The organism is Salmonella sp. NW1250, assembly GCF_051812965.1.
Lineage (GTDB): Bacteria > Pseudomonadota > Gammaproteobacteria > Enterobacterales > Enterobacteriaceae > Salmonella > Salmonella enterica.
Genome location: NZ_JAMNDD010000004.1, coordinates 295,662 through 314,998, shown reverse-complemented (window position 1 = coordinate 314,998; position 19,337 = coordinate 295,662). Strand labels below are relative to the sequence as shown.

The 19,337-nt window shown below is 52.6% G+C and carries 19 protein-coding genes; 7 read left to right on the top strand and 12 right to left on the bottom strand.

The features are described from left to right. Positions 1 to 194: 194 nt before the first annotated feature. Complete coding sequence (gene asd, locus NBA72_RS09380; RefSeq protein WP_000799940.1) at positions 195 to 1,301, bottom strand: aspartate-semialdehyde dehydrogenase; 1,107 nt, start codon at positions 1,299 to 1,301, stop codon at positions 195 to 197. Positions 1,302 to 1,427: 126 nt separating this feature from the next. Here asd and NBA72_RS09375 point away from each other — a divergent pair, with 126 nt between their 5' ends. Further along, a complete protein-coding gene (locus NBA72_RS09375) occupies positions 1,428 to 1,808 on the top strand; it encodes a MarC family protein (RefSeq protein WP_077917543.1) in 381 nt (126 codons plus the stop codon). Here NBA72_RS09375 and gntU read toward each other — a convergent pair. From gntU to NBA72_RS09350, 5 genes are all read right to left on the bottom strand, one after another. Further along, complete coding sequence (gene gntU, locus NBA72_RS09370; RefSeq protein ID WP_000105950.1) at positions 1,725 to 3,065, bottom strand: gluconate transporter; 1,341 nt, start codon at positions 3,063 to 3,065, stop codon at positions 1,725 to 1,727. The genes NBA72_RS09375 and gntU overlap by 84 nt on opposite strands. Beyond that, positions 3,062 to 3,595 (bottom strand): gluconokinase, encoded by a 534-nt coding sequence (gene gntK, locus NBA72_RS09365; protein WP_000108340.1) that lies wholly within the window; start codon positions 3,593 to 3,595, stop codon positions 3,062 to 3,064. The genes gntU and gntK overlap by 4 nt, the downstream gene beginning before the upstream one ends. Positions 3,596 to 3,733: 138 nt before the next feature. Continuing rightward, positions 3,734 to 4,729, bottom strand: a complete 996-nt coding sequence (gene gntR / locus NBA72_RS09360; protein ID WP_000730242.1) for a gluconate operon transcriptional repressor GntR — start codon at positions 4,727 to 4,729, stop codon at positions 3,734 to 3,736. A gap of 129 nt (positions 4,730 to 4,858) precedes the next feature. After that, complete coding sequence (locus NBA72_RS09355) at positions 4,859 to 5,554, bottom strand: pirin family protein (RefSeq protein WP_000639789.1); 696 nt, start codon at positions 5,552 to 5,554, stop codon at positions 4,859 to 4,861. A 123-nt stretch (positions 5,555 to 5,677) separates the two neighbouring features. Next, positions 5,678 to 6,715, bottom strand: coding sequence for an oxidoreductase (locus tag NBA72_RS09350; protein ID WP_001728080.1), 1,038 nt, complete (start codon positions 6,713 to 6,715; stop codon positions 5,678 to 5,680). 459 nt (positions 6,716 to 7,174) lie between these two features. On the opposite strand from NBA72_RS09350, the gene yhhY reads away from it, so the two are divergent. The 5 genes from yhhY (at position 7,175) to NBA72_RS09325 (ending at position 11,975) form a co-directional block, all read left to right on the top strand. Further along, positions 7,175 to 7,663 carry an N-acetyltransferase gene (gene yhhY / locus NBA72_RS09345; protein ID WP_001290278.1) on the top strand — a complete coding sequence of 163 codons (489 nt, stop codon included), beginning with the start codon at positions 7,175 to 7,177 and terminating at the stop codon, positions 7,661 to 7,663. A 264-nt stretch (positions 7,664 to 7,927) separates the two neighbouring features. After that, complete coding sequence (locus NBA72_RS09340) at positions 7,928 to 9,142, top strand: PfkB family carbohydrate kinase (RefSeq protein WP_000667440.1); 1,215 nt, start codon at positions 7,928 to 7,930, stop codon at positions 9,140 to 9,142. Between the two features lie 15 nt (positions 9,143 to 9,157). Next, a complete protein-coding gene (locus tag NBA72_RS09335) occupies positions 9,158 to 9,919 on the top strand; it encodes a glutamine amidotransferase (RefSeq protein WP_001066509.1) in 762 nt (253 codons plus the stop codon). Between the two features lie 53 nt (positions 9,920 to 9,972). Continuing rightward, complete coding sequence (locus tag NBA72_RS09330; RefSeq protein WP_001038948.1) at positions 9,973 to 10,944, top strand: DMT family transporter; 972 nt, start codon at positions 9,973 to 9,975, stop codon at positions 10,942 to 10,944. After that, on the top strand, positions 10,941 to 11,975 hold the full coding sequence (locus NBA72_RS09325; RefSeq protein ID WP_000675710.1) for a phosphotriesterase family protein: 1,035 nt from the start codon (positions 10,941 to 10,943) through the stop codon (positions 11,973 to 11,975). The genes NBA72_RS09330 and NBA72_RS09325 overlap by 4 nt, the downstream gene beginning before the upstream one ends. A gap of 44 nt (positions 11,976 to 12,019) precedes the next feature. On the opposite strand, the gene ggt is transcribed toward NBA72_RS09325, so the two are convergent. Next, entirely contained in the window at positions 12,020 to 13,762 is a 1,743-nt protein-coding gene (gene ggt / locus NBA72_RS09320; RefSeq protein WP_000805100.1) for a gamma-glutamyltransferase, read from the bottom strand. 125 nt (positions 13,763 to 13,887) lie between these two features. Between ggt and NBA72_RS09315 the strand changes: the two genes are divergently transcribed. Then, positions 13,888 to 14,304 carry a DUF2756 family protein gene (locus NBA72_RS09315; RefSeq protein WP_042948473.1) on the top strand — a complete coding sequence of 139 codons (417 nt, stop codon included), beginning with the start codon at positions 13,888 to 13,890 and terminating at the stop codon, positions 14,302 to 14,304. A gap of 12 nt (positions 14,305 to 14,316) precedes the next feature. On the opposite strand, the gene ugpQ is transcribed toward NBA72_RS09315, so the two are convergent. The 5 genes from ugpQ to ugpB form a co-directional block, all read right to left on the bottom strand. Then, a complete protein-coding gene (gene ugpQ / locus NBA72_RS09310) occupies positions 14,317 to 15,057 on the bottom strand; it encodes a glycerophosphodiester phosphodiesterase (protein ID WP_000073542.1) in 741 nt (246 codons plus the stop codon). Then, positions 15,054 to 16,124: a sn-glycerol-3-phosphate import ATP-binding protein UgpC gene (locus NBA72_RS09305; protein WP_000907838.1), complete on the bottom strand. Its 1,071-nt coding sequence runs from the start codon at positions 16,122 to 16,124 to the stop codon at positions 15,054 to 15,056. The genes ugpQ and NBA72_RS09305 overlap by 4 nt, the downstream gene beginning before the upstream one ends. Position 16,125: 1 nt before the next feature. Continuing rightward, positions 16,126 to 16,971: a sn-glycerol-3-phosphate ABC transporter permease UgpE gene (ugpE, locus tag NBA72_RS09300; RefSeq protein ID WP_000572196.1), complete on the bottom strand. Its 846-nt coding sequence runs from the start codon at positions 16,969 to 16,971 to the stop codon at positions 16,126 to 16,128. Further along, positions 16,968 to 17,855: a sn-glycerol-3-phosphate ABC transporter permease UgpA gene (gene ugpA, locus NBA72_RS09295; protein WP_000094074.1), complete on the bottom strand. Its 888-nt coding sequence runs from the start codon at positions 17,853 to 17,855 to the stop codon at positions 16,968 to 16,970. The genes ugpE and ugpA overlap by 4 nt, the downstream gene beginning before the upstream one ends. 104 nt (positions 17,856 to 17,959) lie before the next feature. Next, the gene (ugpB, locus tag NBA72_RS09290; RefSeq protein ID WP_000624747.1) at positions 17,960 to 19,276 is read right to left on the bottom strand and encodes a sn-glycerol-3-phosphate ABC transporter substrate-binding protein UgpB; all 1,317 of its coding nucleotides are present in this window, start codon (positions 19,274 to 19,276) and stop codon (positions 17,960 to 17,962) included. Between the last annotated feature and the right edge of the window lie 61 nt (positions 19,277 to 19,337).

The following is a 19,337-nucleotide window of genomic DNA, read 5'->3' as shown; positions in this document are numbered from 1 at the left end:
CCTTAAAGAATAGCCAATGCTCTGCTTAACTCCTGATAAAAATGAAACATCTGCGTTTACTCCTGTATTACGCAAAAAAAAGGGTGACGATGCACCCCTGGTTTAACACAAATTCCCCCGCCGGATGGCGGCGCTGACGCGCCTTATCCGGCCTACAGAACCACACGCAGGCCCGATAAGCGCTGCAATAGCTACTACGCCAACTGGCGCAGCATTCGACGCAGCGGCTCGGCGGCGCCCCATAACAACTGGTCGCCTACGGTAAACGCCGACAAGAACTCTGGCCCCATGTTCAGCTTACGCAGACGACCAACCGGCGTAGTCAACGTGCCGGTCACCGCCGCCGGGGTTAATTCGCGCATAGTGATATCACGATCGTTCGGCACCACTTTCGCCCACGGATTATGTGCCGCCAGCAGTTCTTCCACCGTCGGAATGGATACCTCTTTTTTCAGCTTGATGGTGAACGCCTGGCTGTGACAGCGCAGCGCGCCGACGCGCACACACAAACCATCAACCGGAATCACAGAGGCGGTATTGAGAATCTTGTTGGTTTCCGCCTGGCCTTTCCACTCTTCGCGGCTCTGGCCGTTATCGAGCTGTTTGTCGATCCAGGGGATCAGGCTTCCCGCCAGCGGTACGCCAAAGTTATCAACCGGCAGCTCGCCGCTGCGGGTCAATGCCGTAACTTTGCGTTCAATATCAAGAATTGCGGAAGACGGCGTCGCCAGTTCATCGGCGACATGGCCATACAACTGACCCATTTGGGTTAACAGCTCGCGCATATGGCGCGCGCCGCCGCCGGAGGCGGCCTGATAGGTCGCGACGGATACCCAGTCAACGAGATTATGGGCAAAGAGACCGCCCAGCGACATCAACATCAGGCTAACGGTACAGTTACCGCCCACAAAGGTCTTCACGCCATTGTTCAGGCCGTCGGTAATCACGTCCTGGTTGACCGGGTCGAGAATAATAATGGCATCATCTTTCATGCGCAGCGTAGAAGCCGCATCAATCCAGTAACCCTGCCATCCGCTTTCGCGCAGCTTTGGATAAATTTCGTTGGTATAATCGCCGCCCTGGCAGGTCACGATGATATCGAGCGCTTTTAGCGCATCCAGATCAAAAGCGTCCTGTAGCGTGCCGGTGGAGGTGTCGCCGAAGGTGGGCGCCGCCTGTCCAAACTGGGAGGTAGAAAAGAAAACAGGGCGAATAGCGTCGAAATCGCGCTCCTCTACCATGCGTTGCATGAGAACAGAGCCGACCATTCCGCGCCAGCCGATAAAGCCAACATTTTTCATAGCGTTTTTTTCCTGCAAAGAGATGTGCTGTGTATGCGCGCCAGTATCCTGTGGCGCATCCTTCACCATACAAAAAGCAGCCAAAGTCGCAAGTGAAATTAATCAATGATAGCGAAGCCATCAGTAATGCGACTTATCCTGCCTTACCGCGCAAGCAGAAAGTCCAGTGGCGATTATCAGGGAATTTGCGTTAGGAAGGGAATCATTTCCGTCGCTGTTTTATTGATCCTAATTATGGATCAGCGTAGAAATTTTCCTGCTTTTATGCGCGTACTGAAACATGGCGAGGCAAAATGTCGTTGGGCGATTGCCATGCACACCTCAATAAAAAAACCGGGTAGCGATTACGCCTTACCCGGCTTACGGTGTCGATATGTGCCCGTTTCCAGGCCCGGTAAGCACCGCGCCACCGGGCAACAAGACTCAGCTCAGCAGTTGGAAAGCAATCATCCCGACAATCGCGCCGACCGTGCCGAGGATAGTTTCCATCATCGTCCAGGTTTTTAACGTCTGCGCTTCGGTCGCGCCGGTAAATTTACCGAACAGCCAGAAGCCAGCGTCGTTAACATGAGAAACCACAATTGAACCGCCGGCGATACAGATAGAGAGCGCCGCCATCTGCGCGCCGGAGAAATTCAGTTGCTCTATGACCGGCATCACCAGACCGACCGCGGTTAAACACGCCACGGTCGCGGAACCCTGAATGATGCGCACCGCCGCCGCCAGCACAAAGCAGGTAATGGCAATCGGCAGTCCCATACCGGTTAACGCTTCGCCCAGCGCCGGGCCGACGCCGGAGTCAACCAGTACCTGTTTGAACACCCCGCCTGCGCCAATCACCAGCAGGATAATGCCCGCCGGTTGCAGCGCGTGGCCGCAGATTTCCATCACTTTGTCTTTCGGCATCCCCTGGCGCATCGCCAGGCCGTAAATCGCAACCAGACAAGCGACCAGAATCGCAGTGAAGGGGTGGCCGATAAACTCAAACCATTCGTAAGCGGTGGAACCTTCCGGCACAAAACGCGCGGCGATCGTTTTCAGCCCTACCAGCACCAACGGCAGCAGGATCAGCGACAGGCTGAAGCCGAAAGAAGGCATTTTACCTTCACCCAGATGCGGCTCGGTAATGTCGTCAGGAATACGCAGCTCAACGTAGCGGCTGATAAAATTCCCCCACAGCGGCCCGGCGATAATCATGCCAGGAATGGCGGCGCACAGCCCAATCAGGATCATCCAGCCGAAATCAGCATGCATCTGGGAAGCCAGCAGCATCGGCGCAGGCCCAGGCAACAAAAACGCCGCGGCTGCCGCCACGCCCGCAAACAGCGGAATGACCAGCTTCACCAGGTTTGTGCCGGTATGACGCGCCATAGAGAACGCCACGCTTATCAGCAGCACAATCGCCACTTCAAAGAACAGCGGAAGCGCGCAAATCAGCCCGGCCAGGCCAATCGCATAGTGCGCGCGGTTATGACCAAAGGATTTAAGCATCTTGACGGCTATCTGATCGACCGCGCCGGTTTCATGCAGAATTTTACCGAACATCGCCCCCAGCGCGACCACAATCGCCAGGAATCCCAGCGTGCCGCCCATCCCTTTTTCCATGGTCGCGGCGATTTTATCAAGCGGCATCCCTGAAAAAAGCCCCGCGCCCATTGAGACGACCATTAACGCGACGAAGGCGTGCATACGCGCCTTCATCACCAAAAACAGCAGCAGTAAGACGGAACCGACGGCGGTTAAAACCAGTGTTAATGTACTCACAGCGTACTGCCTTTATTGATGACCTCAATGGTGCTCGCCACGACGTCTTCCAGCGGCTGGTCGATATCCACCACCAGAACATCGCGTTCGTCGGCACCCGGCTCTTGCAGCGTTTCAAACTGCGTCACCAGCATCTGGGTTTTGAAGAAATGACCTTTGCGCGCTTTCAGACGGCTTTCAATGACGTCGAAATCACCTTTCAGGTAGATAAAGGAGAGGTTCGGGTTTCCCTCGCGCAGCAGGTCACGATAATGTTTTTTCAGTGCGGAACAGACGATCAGCGAGATTTTATTGGTACGCTGCATCGCGAAAGCGGCGTCGTTCAGCGCCTGTAACCACGGTTTGCGGTCATCATCATTCAACGGCTCGCCGGAAGCCATTTTTTCAATATTGCAGCGCGGATGCAGAAAATCGCCGTCCAGAAACGCGGCATGAAGCTGATGCGCCACGGCGCTTGCGACAGCGGATTTACCGCTGCCTGATACGCCCATCAGAACGTAAACGTGGTGATCATGATTAGTCGTGCTCAAAGCGGGCCCCCACTCTACAAGTTGCAAAATTTGTTACGGGTAACTGTTATCGGTAACATTGTCCAACCGCACCATTCACGACGCAATGACCATTCGTGCCAAAAGTGAATAAGTGTGAGCTACTTCAAAGTTGTCAGACTAAATAGATCCGCCCGGTGACAAGGTGAAACCTAAATCTAACATTTTTGGCGTGACCGTTTCGCCGCGAATGCGGGCCAACAGACGTTCCGCGCCAATGCTGCCCATTCGCTCGCGCGGCGTCAGGACGCTTGCCAGACGCGGTTCCATCACCTGACCGATATCATGACCGTGGAACCCGGCGATCGCCATGTCGCCCGGGATTTTTAGCCCCAGGCGCTGGCATTCGAAGGCCGCCCCCACCGCCAGGTCATCGTTGGTGCAAAAAATACCGTCAAGCTGTGGGTATTCGCGTCGCGCCTGGCGCATGAGTTCGATACCGGAAGAGTAGGATGAAGATTGCTCCATCATCACACTGTAAGGAACCAGTCCTGCGTCCCGCATCGCCTGTTCATAGCCCTTCTGCTTGATGATAGTACGTTCGTCGAGGCGCGCCCCCAGATAGGCGATATGACGATGACCACGCGCGATAATCGCGGCGGTCATCTGACGGGCGGCCTCGAAGTTGTCAAAACCAACGGCAATATCGAGACACGGCGACTGGCTGTCCATCAGTTCCACCACCGGAATCCCGGCGACTTCGATCATTTTTAAGGTGCGCGGCGTATGGGTACGCTCAGTGAGGATCAGGCCGTCGATATTCCAGGAGAGCATCGATTCCAGGCGCTCCTGCTCCATCTCCGGTTTATAGCCGTAGTGCGCCAGCATGGTCTGATACCCATGCGCGTCGGTGACAGCCTCAATGCCGCGTAACACTTCCGCAAAGACCTGGTTGGTTAAAGACGGCAGCAGAACGCCAATGGCGCGGCTGGTGGCGTTGGAAAGAATGTCAGGCGCGCGATTAGGAATGTACCCGAGCTCATCAAGCGCAGCCGCAATTTTACCCCGCAGCGCGACGGAGACCTGCTCCGGATTACGCAAAAAACGGCTGACCGTCATTTTGGTCACGCCCACACGGTCGGCCACATCCTGAAGTACGGGTCTTTTCTTTTTCATCGTCCTGAAAGGTATAAAAGGGATAGATTTGCCCAGTTTACCACGGACGTGCGGAATTAATGACAAACGATGAAAAGCCGGATGGCAACGCTTTCGCGTCTTATCCGGCCTACAAAAGGTTACAGCACGTTAAACTGGCGGCAAGTCAAACAACAACACTTCGCTGTCGCTGTCGGCATGAATCGAGATTGCCTGCTCATCCCAAATCGCCAGGCCGTCGCTGGTGGTGGCTTTAGTACCGTTAATGGTCACGTTACCTTTTACCACCTGGATCCAGACGCGGCGCTCAGCGGCAATCTGATGCACCGACTGTTCATCTTTGAGCAGCGCCCAGCGGTACAGCTCCATATCCTGGTGGACCTTCAGCGAACCATCGCGAGCATCTGGCGAAAGCACCAGTTGCTTGCCCTGCGCGGCGTCGAAGCGACGCTGTTCGTAGCGCGGCGTGATGCCGGTTTCTTGCGGAATGATCCAGATCTGATACAGCCGCAGACGATCCGTTTTACTCGGGTTGTACTCGGAGTGGCGAACGCCGGTCCCGGCGCTCATAATCTGGAATTCACCTGCCGGAACCTGTTCTTTATTGCCCATACTGTCCTGGTGTTCTACGGCGCCTTCCAGCACATAGGTCAAAATTTCCATGTCTTTATGCGGATGCGTGCCGAACCCCTGGCCTGCGTCGATCACATCGTCGTTAATCACGCGCAGCGCCGAGAATCCCATAAAGTTCGGATCGTAATAATCGGCAAAAGAAAAAGTATGCCAGGAGTCAAGCCAGCCATGATTCGCATGACCGCGGTCGTTTGCTTTGCGTAAGTAGATTATTGTGTTCACCCCCAGATGTTTTCGATGGAATAAGTGTGGACTCATTCCGTTCGGGATCATAGAGGGTGAAAATTGACTCCTCTGTTCAAAAAATATGAATAAGCGCAGAGGAGTCTGTAAGGGCTATTTAGCGAGGGTTATCGTCGCAGGCGATGCCTGTTCGAAAGCACGCTCGAGGATTTCCAGATTGGTAAGAACTTCAGATTCCTTGACGTAATTAGGCGTACCGACGGTCAACGTCTGGTACAGCGCATCATAGACGCGACCATAGTCACCCGTTTCCGGTTTCACCTCTTCTTTCACGGTCACGCCGTCATCGTTAACATATTCCAGCACGCCGACGGATTCGTCAGCGGCGAAACCGGGTTCACCAGGCATAATGTTCGCTTTCAGGCTGGTTTCTTGTTGATCGATACCGTATTTCACAAACGAACCTTTGGTGCCGTGAACAATAAACTTCGGATAGTCGATTTTCACCAGATGGCTGGTTTTAACGATAGCCTTCAAATCGCCATAAAACAGTTGCGCTTCAAAGGTGTCATCCGGATTCGCTTTATTACGCAGGCTACGAATGTCATACGCGACATGATCCGGACGGCCAAATAGCGAAATAATTTGATCCATGGTGTGGACGCCAAGTCCATAGAATGCGCCGTCCTGCGGCAGGCCCGGTTTGGTTTCTGCTACCGGGCGGTAATAATCGAAATGGCTTTCAATTTCGACAATCTTGCCCAGTTTGCCGCTCTCAATCGCTTTTTTAGCCGTGAGAAAACAGGAATCAAAACGCCGATTCTGATACGGCGTGACGGTCAGTCCTTTGCTTCGCGCCAGGTCGAACAACACTTTTGCCTCCGCCAGCGTCGGCGTGAAAGGTTTCTCAACCAGCACATTTTTACCCGCTTCCAGCGCGCGTTTGGCGTATTCGAAATGGCTGTCAGCATGCGTACAGACGATCACCAGTTTTACCTGCGGATCGCCCAACACCTCATCCAGATCGCTGGTGAAGTGAATATGCGAATACTGCGGCGCCTGCTCTTCCGGTTTAGCGTGACGACGGAAAATATGCGCGACATGCCAGGTATCTTTCCGATTCAGAACGTAGGGGAGATGGTAACGGGTGGTACTTTTGCCAAATCCAATAAATGCGCAGTGTAAGGTCATGAGACGATCCTTTTGAAGATGATTGTTTACACCATAGCGCAAAGCGTGAGGAGACTGAATGTTGGATTCTTTGCCGGATGCGGCGTTGCCTTTTCGGGCCTACAAAAGCAGATGCCTCAAGATCGGCCGTCGGCGTCGCGGTCAGTTGTTCACGGCAAGCGCGCAGGGCCCGGAGCGTACTAAATGTACGTGAGGAGCACTTCCCGGGGACAAAATGACAAGTAAGCCAGGCTGAAACAAAACCAAAAAAAAGCCAGCAAAAGCTGGCCAAAATAATACTGGAAGCAATGTGAGCAATGTCGTGCTTTCAGGTTCTCCGTAGGGGTTCCCCTGAATGCAAGGCAATAATAATCATTCTCATTCGCAGTTGTCTACTTCTTTTTGCAAAAAAAATGCGGTTGACGGAATTTTCTTTCTCAGCGAGTGTAAATACACAATTAACCCTGCAGGAGATAAGGAATGAGTGAAATAGTGATACGCCACGCTGAACCGAAAGATTACGATGCCATTCGTCAGATCCACGCCCAGCCGGAGGTGTACCACAACACGCTACAGGTTCCTCATCCTTCCCTCGAAATGTGGCAGGCGCGGCTAACCGAGCAAGCCGGGGTTAAACAACTGGTTGCCTGCATTGACGATATTGTCGTTGGCCATCTTTCTATTCAGGTCACCCAACGTCCTCGCCGCAGCCACGTGGCCGATTTTGGTATCTGCGTGGATGCCCGGTGGCACAATCGCGGCATTGCCAGCGCGCTGATCCGCACGATGATCGACATGTGCGATAACTGGCTGCGCGTTGACCGTATTGAGTTAACGGTGTTTGTTGATAACGAGCCCGCCGTGGCGGTGTATAAGAAGTACGGCTTTGAAATCGAAGGCACCGGTAAGAAATACGGCCTGCGCAACGGTGAGTACGTTGATGCGTACTTTATGGCGCGCGTGAAATAGCGCTTCCCCGCCCCACCCTGTGGGGTGAAACGTCACAAACCTTCACAACATTCCAGTTATTGCAACCTACTTCCCCTATATCAAAACAATAACCACCTGAATTTCATGGTTATTGCCGCTTTAAGCTTTATCACCGTTTTTTCCGTAATTTTAGCAATATTAATATTACATTTTTGTTTTTTTTTGGTTTCTGCCATCACTTTATGGTGACAATCACAACTATATACTCCTCCCGGGACTAATTTAACCACGGTGAGGTAAAAAATGAAATTTGAACGCCATCATAGAATATTGAAGGAACTCAGTATTTCGGGAGTTGTAAAAGTTTCAAATCTGGCGAAAAGTCTCAAGGTAACAAAGGAAACTATTCGTTCAGATCTCAATGAACTTGCCGGACAGGGATATCTTACTCGCTGTCATGGTGGTGCATTTATTACCCTTGATTCTCTTGATAACGTCGCAAAAAATGAAATTGCTTATGTGCTGGAAAAATATGAATCAGCGCAGAAAATAAAAAAAGGTCTCTCTGCCATGAAAAATAATGTATGTGTTATTGGCTCGTTCAATGTTGATATCATCAGTTATCTACCGAGATTACCCTCAACGGGAGAATCATTGCTGGCCGATAAATTTATTTTTTCACCCGGCGGTAAGGGATGTAATCAGGCATTAGCAGCAAGCTATGCCGACTCTGATGTGCATTTTATTACTAAAGTCGGCTCAGACCATTTTAGCGATTACGCCATTAATTTTATAAACTCATCAAAAATCCATAAAAGTGTTATCTACCAGACCAAAGAAACACAAACAGGTACAGCAACCATCATGGTGAATGGAGATACCGGAGATAACGTCATCGCTATCTACCCTGGCGCCAACATGACAATTTCCCCTGATGAAATCACCATTCAGAAAGAAGCCATTGTTCATTCAGATATTGTTCTTGTCCAACTGGAGACGAATTACGAAGCGCTGCAGCAAACAATTCGTCTCGCACAAAAAAATGACATACCGGTCATCATCAATCCAGCGCCGTACAATGACATGGTTAACACCATCATTGATAACATTGACTATATTACGCCAAATGAAACGGAAGCAGGTCTGCTGGCCAATATGGCGGTTAATGATATCGAATCAGCCAAATGCGCGGCCAAAATTATTCATCAGAAAGGCGTCAAAAATACCATTATTACATTAGGTAGCAAAGGTTCGCTTGCTTATGATGGCACACAATTCATCTATTCCCCGGCATTTCCGGCAGTTGTAAAAAATACTGCGGGAGCGGGTGACGCTTTCAATGGCGCCCTCGCATCTGGTCTTGCAAAAGGAAAGTCACTGGCATCCGCATTGTGCTACGCCAGCGCATTTGCCTCACTTGCGGTTGAAACGCCTAATGCCTCTGATATGCCGGAAAACGACTCCGTTCTTCATCGTATTCAGGGTTCACATTACAAACAAACTATCTCTACTCACTAAATCAAGGAGCAGACTATGAACAATACGCAGAAAAAACTAAAGGTGCTCTTTATTGGAGAATCCTGGCATATTCATATGATTCATTCAAAAGGTTATGACAGTTTCACCTCCAGTAAATATGAAGAAGGCGCTACATGGTTACTGGAATGCTTGAGGAAAGGCGGCGTTGATATTGATTACATGCCTGCCCACACGGTACAAATTGCCTTTCCAGAGAGTATTGACGAATTAAACCGTTACGATGTGATTGTTATTAGCGACATTGGTAGTAACACCTTCCTGTTGCAAAACGAGACATTTTATCAGCTAAAAATAAAACCAAACGCTCTGGAGTCCATTAAAGAGTACGTCAAAAATGGCGGTGGACTACTCATGATTGGTGGTTACCTGTCATTTATGGGTATTGAGGCAAAAGCCAATTATAAGAACACCGTTCTTGCTGAGGTTCTGCCAGTTATTATGCTTGATGGCGATGACCGGGTAGAAAAGCCAGAGGGTATTTGTGCTGAGGCTGTCTCACCTGAACATCCTGTTGTTAACGGGTTCTCAGATTATCCGGTATTTCTTGGATATAACCAGGCCGTCGCCAGAGACGATGCCGATGTCGTATTAACAATAAATAATGACCCATTGTTAGTGTTCGGTGAATACCAACAGGGTAAAACCGCCTGCTTTATGAGTGACTGCTCCCCACACTGGGGAACCCAGCAGTTTATGTCATGGCCGTTTTATACCGACCTGTGGGTCAACACGCTTCAATTCATCGCCAGAAAATAAAAAACAATGGAGTAACGAAAGTTACTCCTTTTATAAAATATAAGGATTGATGTATGAACAAGAATAAGTACTCAACCCCCTTACTGATGCTTGCCACCATCTTAGCCGGTATGCTTTCCCCGATGCAGTCTGCCGTTAATGGGCAGTTAGGACATTGGTTACAAGACGGTAATGCTTGCGCAGTAATCTCGTTTGCCAGCGGTCTGGTCGTCATGTTTTTTATTATTATTGCGCGCAAAGAAACACGCCAGCAATTCGCCTCAATCCCTACTCTGATTAAAAAGAGAAAAATCCCGCTATGGAATTGGTTTGCAGGATTATGCGGGGCGATGGTCGTATTTTCCGAAGGCGCATCCGCCAGCGCGCTGGGCGTTGCCACCTTTCAAACGGCATTAATTTCCGCCCTGCTCCTTTCCGGCCTGCTGTGCGACCGTTTTGGCATCGGTGTGGAGGAGAAGAAATATTTTACGCCATGGCGCATTACTGGCGCATTATTCGCCGTTATCGCCACCATTTTTGTCGTGTCGCCACAGTGGCACTCAACCTCGTTTATCCTGCTCGCTATCCTCCCCTTTTTGGCAGGGTTACTCGCTGGCTGGCAGCCTGCGGGGAATGCGAAAGTCGCCGAGGCAACGGGCTCCATGCTGGTGTCCATTACATGGAACTTCATCGTCGGCTTTTGTGTCCTGGGCGCGGCGCTGGCGATACGTATCGCATTAGGCCATGTCACCATTCAGTTACCCGATACATGGTGGATGTATCTCGGTGGTCCGCTGGGTCTGCTGTCCATCGGGCTAATGGCGATTCTGGTGAGAGGCTTAGGGCTATTGATGCTGGGCGTAGCGTCAACAGCAGGCCAACTGCTTGGCTCAGTGCTGATTGATGAATTGATCCCTTCATTAGGCAATACGGTCTACCTGGTCACCATCATCGGTACGCTGTTCGCGTTAGTCGGTGCGATTGTGACCACCATCCCTGAATACAGAGCATCCAAAATGGCGCAAAGAATAGAGGTGTCAGAATGAAAGGTTTCCTGCAAACCGTAACAGGCCCGGTGGCGCATACGGATATGGGGCTGACGCTACCGCATGAACATCTGTTTAACGATCTGTCTTCGGTCGTAGACGAGCCACATTATGCTTTTTCACAGCAACTGGTGGGAAAGAAAGTCAGTGCTGACCTGCAGTGGGGGCTGAAACACGACCCATACTGCTGCGCCGATAACATGGACCGCAAAGAGATTGATGATGTTATCTTCGAAATCAATAACTTTATGTCTTTGGGCGGCAGGACGATTGTCGACGCCACCGGATCAGAATCCATTGGACGGGACGCCTCAGCGCTGCGAGAAGTTGCCTTAAAAACGGGTTTGAATATCGTTGCGTCATCCGGACCTTATCTGGAGAAATTTGAAAGTACCCGGATCCATAAACCTGTTGAGCTGTTAGCCTCACTCATTGATAAAGAACTGAATCAGGGTATTGGCGAGACGGATATTCGCGCTGGCATGATCGGTGAAATCGGCGTATCTCCCGCGTTTACCCAAGCGGAGCGTAACAGCCTGCGGGCAGCGTCTCTGGCACAATGTAACAACCCCCACACGGCGATGAATATCCATATGCCAGGGTGGCTGCGACTGGGTGATGAGGTGCTGGATATCGTGCTGGAAGAAATGAACGTCTCTCCGGCAAAAGTCTCGCTGGCGCATTCGGACCCTTCAGGAAAAGATGTCGTCTATCAACGTAAAATGCTCGACCGTGGCGTATGGCTTGAATTTGACATGATTGGTCTGGACATCACCTTTCCAAAAGAAGGTGTCGCGCCGGGCGTTCAGGAGACCGCAGATGCAGTAGCGAATCTGATTGCACTGGGTTACGCCGACCAAATCGTTTTAAGCCATGATGTTTTTCTCAAACAGATGTGGGCGAAAAATGGCGGAAATGGCTGGGGGTTTGTCCCGAATGTCTTCCTCGCCTATCTGGCTGCTCGCGGAGTAGACAACGATACTCTGCGCAAGCTTTGTATTGATAATCCAGCCCGATTACTCACGGCATAATCTGCAAATAGCCCGGTGTCTGACACCGGGCCTGGAATTAAAAATCAGTATCCCGCCGTTAAATCATCCACCGAACGCGGGTCAGACGCACCGTACAGTTCGCCATCCGGTCCAACCATAATACTTTGGGTGCTGCCCATCGCTTCTTTCAGCGCGACTTTCTGCCCTTTCTGTTCCAGCAACTTTAGCGTATCGGGGCTGAAGCCCTTTTCTACCCGCAGTTCGTCCGGCAACCATTGATGATGGAAACGCGGCGCGTTGGTCGCTTCGGCGACGTTCATGCCAAAATCAATGCTGTTCACTACCATTTGCAGCACAGTAGTGATGATTCGACTCCCGCCAGGACTGCCGGTCACCAGCCAGGTTTTGCCGTCTTTTACCACGATAGTGGGCGACATCGACGACAGCGGACGCTTCTTCGGACCGACCGCGTTAGCATCGCCGCCTACCAGGCCATAAACATTAGGTACACCGGGTTTAGCAGAAAAATCATCCATTTGATTATTCAGCAGAATACCGGTATTTCCCGCCACAATTCCTGTGCCGAAGGTGGTATTCAGGGTATAGGTCACCGCCACAGCATTGCCGTCTTTATCCACCACCGAGAAGTGGGTGGTCTGGTTGCTTTCATACGGGGCGAGCTTGCCCGGTTTTATCTGGCTGGAAGGTTTGGCCTTGTTGATATCAATTTGATCGGCCAGCGTTTTCGCATAGGCTTTGTGGGTCAGCGCCTGCCACGGCACTTTCACAAAGTCCGGATCGCCCAGATACTCTGAGCGGTCAGCGTAGGCGTATTTTTCCGCTTCCGCCATGATTTGCATGGCATCGGCGCTGCCAAAGCCGTACTTCTTCATGTCGAAATTTTCGAGGATATTCAGGATCTGTACGATGTGAATACCGCCCGAGGACGGCGGCGGCATGGAGAAGACCTGATACCCGCGATAGTCACCGCTGATTGGCGTACGCTCAACGGCTTTATAGCTGGCTAAATCCTCTTTGGTCATCAGACCGCCGTTCTTCTGCATTTCTCCGGCAATCTGGTCAGCAATCGCCCCTTTATAAAACGCATCCGGGCCGTTTTCGGCAATCATTTCCAGGCTTTTCGCCAGATTCTTCTGGACCAGCTTATCGCCTTTTTTCAGCGGCTCGCCGTCTTTCCAGAAAATGGCTTTGCTGTTCTCATGATTAGGGATCACTTCGCTGCCGTAAGTTTTTAAGTCGTCGGCCAGCGCATCGTTAACCACAAAACCCTCTTCCGCCAGCTTCATCGCCGGACGCACCACTTTATTCAGCGGCATCGTGCCGTATTTCTCCAGCGCCAGCGAGAACCCCGCCACGGTACCCGGCGTACCGGATGCCAGATGCGACGTCAGCGACTTTTTCGCATCGGCGTTACCCTGCTCGTCGAGGAACATATCACGGGTCGCGCCAGCAGGCGCCATTTCACGAAAATCAATCGCCGTGGTAGCGCCATCTTTAGTGCGCAGCAGCATAAATCCTCCGCCGCCCAGATTCCCGGCTTGCGGATGCGTGACAGCCAGCGCATAGCCCACGGCGACGGCGGCATCCACGGCATTACCGCCCTGCTTTAAGATATCCACGCCAACCTGCGTCGCCATTGCATCCACGGACGCCACCATCCCTTGCGTCGCCCGCACAGGATGAAAGACATCTTCTTCAACACCATAGGAGACTGGCGGCGCGACGGGAGGATTGGCCACCGCGCTAAACGTCCCCCCGGCCAGCAGAGCGGCGATCGCCACCCAGCGCATAAACGTTGGTTTCATCGTTGTTTTTCTCCAGATAAATGGGTGTATGTCCCGTTTAATCCTGGTCCACAACGCTTAAAAAATCATCATCATGGCGAAATAGAGGTACACTTAAAAAGAGGCCTCATCGGGAGGAGACGACAATGAAACGCTTACTACTTATTACGGCTTTGTTACCCTTTGCTGTATTGGCCCAGCCAATTAACACTATGAATAATCCTAATCAGCCAGGTTATCAGATCCCCAGCCAGCAGCGTATGCAGACGCAGATGCAAACGCAGCAGATTCAGCAGCAGGGTATGTTGAAACAACAGATGCAAACGCAGGCGCGCAGCCAGCAGCAAAATCTACAGTCGCAGTTGAATGCCAATACGCAGCGGGTTCAGCAGGGACAGCCGGGCAACGGTATGCTCGGTCAGCAAACGCTGCCCAATACGCAGGGCAGAATGCTCAGCGGCAGCGGAAATCCGGACCGGATGCTAAACCATTCCCAGCCAATGTTGCAGCAGGGCAGCGGGACGCCGCAGCCTGACATCCCGCTGAAAACCATCAGCCCTTAAAACTGACGGCCCTTAAAACTGAAAGTGAGGGCCGATGTCATCAATGCGATCGGTGCAGATACAATCCACGCCCCAGCGCAGCAGCTCTGCCGCCCGCTGGGGCTGATTGACGGTATACACCAGAATCCGCAGACCCGCGGCCTTAATCTCTTGCACTCGCGTCTCATCGAGTAATTTATGGTTGAGATGGAGGGAAACACAGCCCAGACGGGTCGTCAGTTCACGCCAGTCTTCACGCCATTTATCCAGTAGTAACCCGCGCGGCAGTTCAGGTGCTGCCGCCTGCGCCGCTTCCAGCGCCTCTATCTCAAAGGAAGAAAGCAGCGGCGGCGTCATCCCGGCCCACAGTTCGCGGGCGGCCAACGCCACGACGCGTCCTGTTAGCCTTTCGCTCCCCGTTGTCGGTTTGATCTCAATATTCGCCATCATGCCGTGTTTACGGCAGCGCTCCGCCACCTGCGAGAGCAACGGCAGCGGCTCGCCTTTAAATTCGCCGCTAAACCAACCGCCAGCGTCCACACGCAATAAATCCTGCCAGTTCAACTCGCCCGCCACGCCCCAACCGTTGCTGGTGCGCTCCAGGTTATCGTCATGCAGCAGGAAAATTTCGCCGTCTTTCGACAGCTTGGCATCAAACTCAATCATGGTGTGCCCGTATCGCGCGCCCACGTCAATCGCCGCCAGAGTGTTTTCCGGCGCCAGTTTACCGCCGCCGCGATGGGCGACAATGTGGGGATAAGGCCAGTTACTCATACACGTTGTCCTGTTTCGCCATCAAAAAGATGTCGCTGATGTTCCGGCAGATGCAGCCATAGCGTACTGCCCGCCGCCGGGCGCTGCTGATGCGCCAACCGCACCACCAGTTTCTGATCGCCCCAGCGCCCATGCGCCAGATTATCCGCGCCCAGAATCTCCAGCGTATCTACCGTTAGCGGCACGCCGCCTTCCGCCTGCGAGCTTAACGCAATATGCTCCGGGCGGATACCCAGCGTCATGTTACGTCCGGCATGACCCCGATAGTCCGCACCTATCGGTAACGCCAGACCGCCAGGCAATTCGAAACGGTCGCCGGAAGCGCTGATAACGCCGTCCAACAGGTTCATCGCCGGGCTGCCGATAAAGCTCGCCACGAAGCGACTGGCCGGTTTTTCATACACCTCTACCGGCGTGCCAATCTGTTCTGCGACGCCTTTATTCATCACCATCACCCGCTGGGCCAGCGTCATCGCCTCTACCTGATCGTGAGTAACATAGAGCGAGGTGGTACGAAGGCGACGATGCAGATGTTGTAACTCCAGACGCATCTGCACGCGCAGCTTGGCGTCGAGGTTAGAAAGCGGTTCGTCGAATAAAAAGACTGCCGGCTCGCGGACGATCGCGCGCCCCATTGCCACGCGCTGCCGTTGACCGCCGGAAAGCTCGCGTGGACGGCGTTTAAGCAGGCCGTCCAGCTCCAGAATGCGCGCCGCCTCCCGCACACGTTCTTCAATATGCGCTTTGCTCATACCGCGAATTTTTAGTCCCCACGCCATGTTCTCCTCTACGCTCATATGGGGATAGAGAGCATAGTTCTGAAATACCATCGCGATGCCGCGATCTTTGGGCTCCATCTCGGTGACCCGTTTGCGATCAATCCAGATATCGCCGCTGGTCACGCGTTCCAGACCGGCCACCATCCGCAACAACGTTGATTTGCCGCAGCCGGACGGCCCGACCATCACAATAAATTCGCCATCCGCCACGTCCAGCGTCAGCGGTTGAATGACCTGGGTTTTGCCGTCCCAGCTTTTGGTTACTGCCTGTAGTTTTAAACCAGCCATTTTATTTCTCACTGTCCACTAAACCACGCACAAACGCCCGTTGCATGGCTAAAACGATAACGACCGGAGGGATAAGGGTAAGCAACATTGCCGCCATCACCTGGTTCCATTGCGTGGTACCTTCGCCGGTAGCGATCATCCCTTTGATACCCGCTACGGCAGTGCCAAGATTCACGTCGGTGATAATCAACAGCGGCCACAGATACTGGTTCCAGCCGTAGATAAAGGTGATGACGAATAACGCCGCCAGGTTGGTTTTTGACAGCGGCAACACGATGTCGCGGAAAAAGCGCATCGGCGACGCGCCGTCAATACGGGCCGCCTCCACCAGTTCATCCGGAAGCGTCATGAAGAACTGACGAAACAGGAAAGTGGCGGTAGCGGACGCCATCAGCGGTAGCGTCAGACCGGCATAGCTGTCGAGCATTTTCAGGTTGGCGATCACTTCCACCGTCGGGAAGATACGCACTTCAACCGGCAGCATCAGGGTGATAAAAATCATCCAGAAGAACAGGTTACGCAGGGGAAAACGAAACCAGACGATGGCGAATGCGGAAAGCATAGATACCGTGATTTTGCCTACCGTAATGCTGAACGCCATAATGAAACTGTTAAGCATCATCAGCCAGAATGGCGCGCTATTAACACCGACACCGTTGACCCAAATAGTTTTGATATTCTCCAGTAACTGCGTGCCGGGAAGCAGCGTCATCGGCGTCTCAAACACCGCGCGGTCGTCCAGCGTCGCCGCGACAAACGCGACATACAGCGGAAACAAAATGACCGCGATCCCCAGAATCAGCATGGTATGGCTGAATATTGTCAGCCCGCGACGATTCTCTATCATTGGTAACGCACCTTACTTTCCACATAGCGGAACTGCACCACCGTCAGAATGATGACGAGGAACATCAACACCACCGACTGCGCGGCGGACGCCGAGAGATCCAGGCCGGTAAACCCTTCGCGATAGATCTTATAAATCAGCGTCGTGGTGGCTTGTACCGGCCCGCCGGCGGTCGCGGCGTCGATCACCGGGAAGGTGTCGAAAAAGGCGTACACCAGGTTGACCACCAGCAGGAAGAAACTGACCGGCGCAATAAGCGGCAAAGAAAGCCGGAAGAAACGACGAATCGGCCCGGCGCCGTCAATGGCCGCAGCTTCCACCAGCGAGCGGGGAATGGATTGCAGCGCGGCAAAGAAGAATAAAAAGTTGTAACTAATCTGCTTCCAGACTGACGCAAATACCACCAGGAACATCGCCTGACCGCTGTTTTGCGCGTGGTTCCAGTCATAGCCGAATTCGCCGAGGAAATGGGTGATTAATCCCCGCCCTGGGTTAAACAGGAAAATCCACAATACGGCGGCGACGGCGGGCGCGACGGCATAAGGCAGCAGCATCAGCGTCTGATAAAAACGGCTGCCGCGCACCACGTAATCCACCAGGGCGGCGAAAAACAGCGAGACCAGCAGGCCGCTAAACGTGACCAGCGCGCTGAATTTAATCGTCGTCCAGAAGGCGTCGAGATAATAACTGTCGTGAAAAAGCGCGACAAAATTCTCCAGCCCGACAAATTGGCTGGAAAAACCAAACGGATCGACGCTTTGCAGCGAATACCACAGCGCTTCGCCCGCAGGCCAGATAAAGAAAATAACGGTGATAACCAACTGCGGAGCAACCAGTAAATACGGCAGCCAGCGCGAGCGGAACACCGGACGGAATGATGACATGAAGGTTCTTTTCCTGGAAGGTGCCGGATGGCGGTGCAAGCACCTTATCCGGCCTACAAACGCTGTAGGCCTGATAAGCGCAGCGCCACCAGGCACTTATACACTTAAGATTTGCTCGCTTTCTCAAAACGACGCAGCAACTGATTCCCGCGATCCACTGCGGTATCCAACGCCTGTTGTGGGGTTTTCTTCCCGGTCCAGACGCTTTCCAGCTCTTCGTCCACGATGGTACGAATCTGCGGCATATTGCCCAGACGCAAGCCTTTGGTGAAGGGTAACGGCGGCTTATTCAACATCTGGCGAGTGGCGATATCCGCACCGGGGTTTTTATCGTAATAACCCTGCTCGCGGGTCAGCTCGTAGGCGGCGGTAGTAATCGGCAGGTAGCCGGTTTTTTGATGCCATTCAGCAGCGTTTTCCGGTTTTGCCAGGAAGTCGAGGAATTTGGCGACGCCGGTATAGGTTTCTTTATCTTTACCCTGCATGACCCATAGGCTGGCTCCGCCGATAATGGCGTTTTGCGGCGCGCCCTTGATATCAGCGTCGTACGGCATCATACCCACGCCATAGTTAAATTTGGCATACTGGCGGATATTGGCGAGCGAGCCGGAGGACGCGGTTGTCATCGCGCAGTCACCGTTATAAAACTTCTCGGTAGACTCGTCCTTACGCCCAACATAGCTAAAATCGCCTTTTTTATTCATCTCTTCCAGCAGCGCGATATGTTTCACCTGCTCTGGCTTATTAAACTCCAGCACCGCATCTGTACCGTCAAAGCCATTGTTTTTACTGGCGAAGGGGAGACCGTTCCAGGCGCTGAAGTTTTCCAGTTGGATCCAGCCTTGCCAGCCGCTGGCGTAACCGCATTTCATGCCTGCCGCTCTCAGTTTCGCGGTATAGTCAGCCAGCTCCTGCCAGGTTTTCGGCGGCTGTTCCGGATCTAAACCGGCTTTCTTAAAGGCGTCTTTGTTGTAGTACAGTACCGGCGTGGAGCTGTTAAAGGGCTGGGAGAGCAGATGCCCGCTTTTAGCATCGGTGTAGTAGCCTGCAACGGTCGGTACAAACTGGGACTCGTCAAAGTTAATACCGGCGTCTTTAAACACTTCATAAACCGGCTTAATGGCTTTCGAGGCCATCATGGTCGCCGTCCCAACCTCATAAACCTGCAATATTGCCGGCGCGTTGCCGGTACGGAATGCCGCGATCCCGGCGCTCAGGTTCTGTTCATAGTTCCCCTTATAGACCGGAACGATTTTGTAATCCGGATTAGCCTGGTTGAAACGTTGCGCCAGCGAATCAACTTCTTTGCCTAACTCCCCTTCCATTGAATGCCAGAATGGAATAGTGGTGACGGCCAACGCCTGACCCGTAAATGCCAGACTCAGCGCCAGTCCTAAAGCTGTATGTCGTAACGATATCATCGGTTATCTCTCTTTTTGTGCCGGGATGCGCGATATCACGCGTTTTATGTTCGCGGGGGTA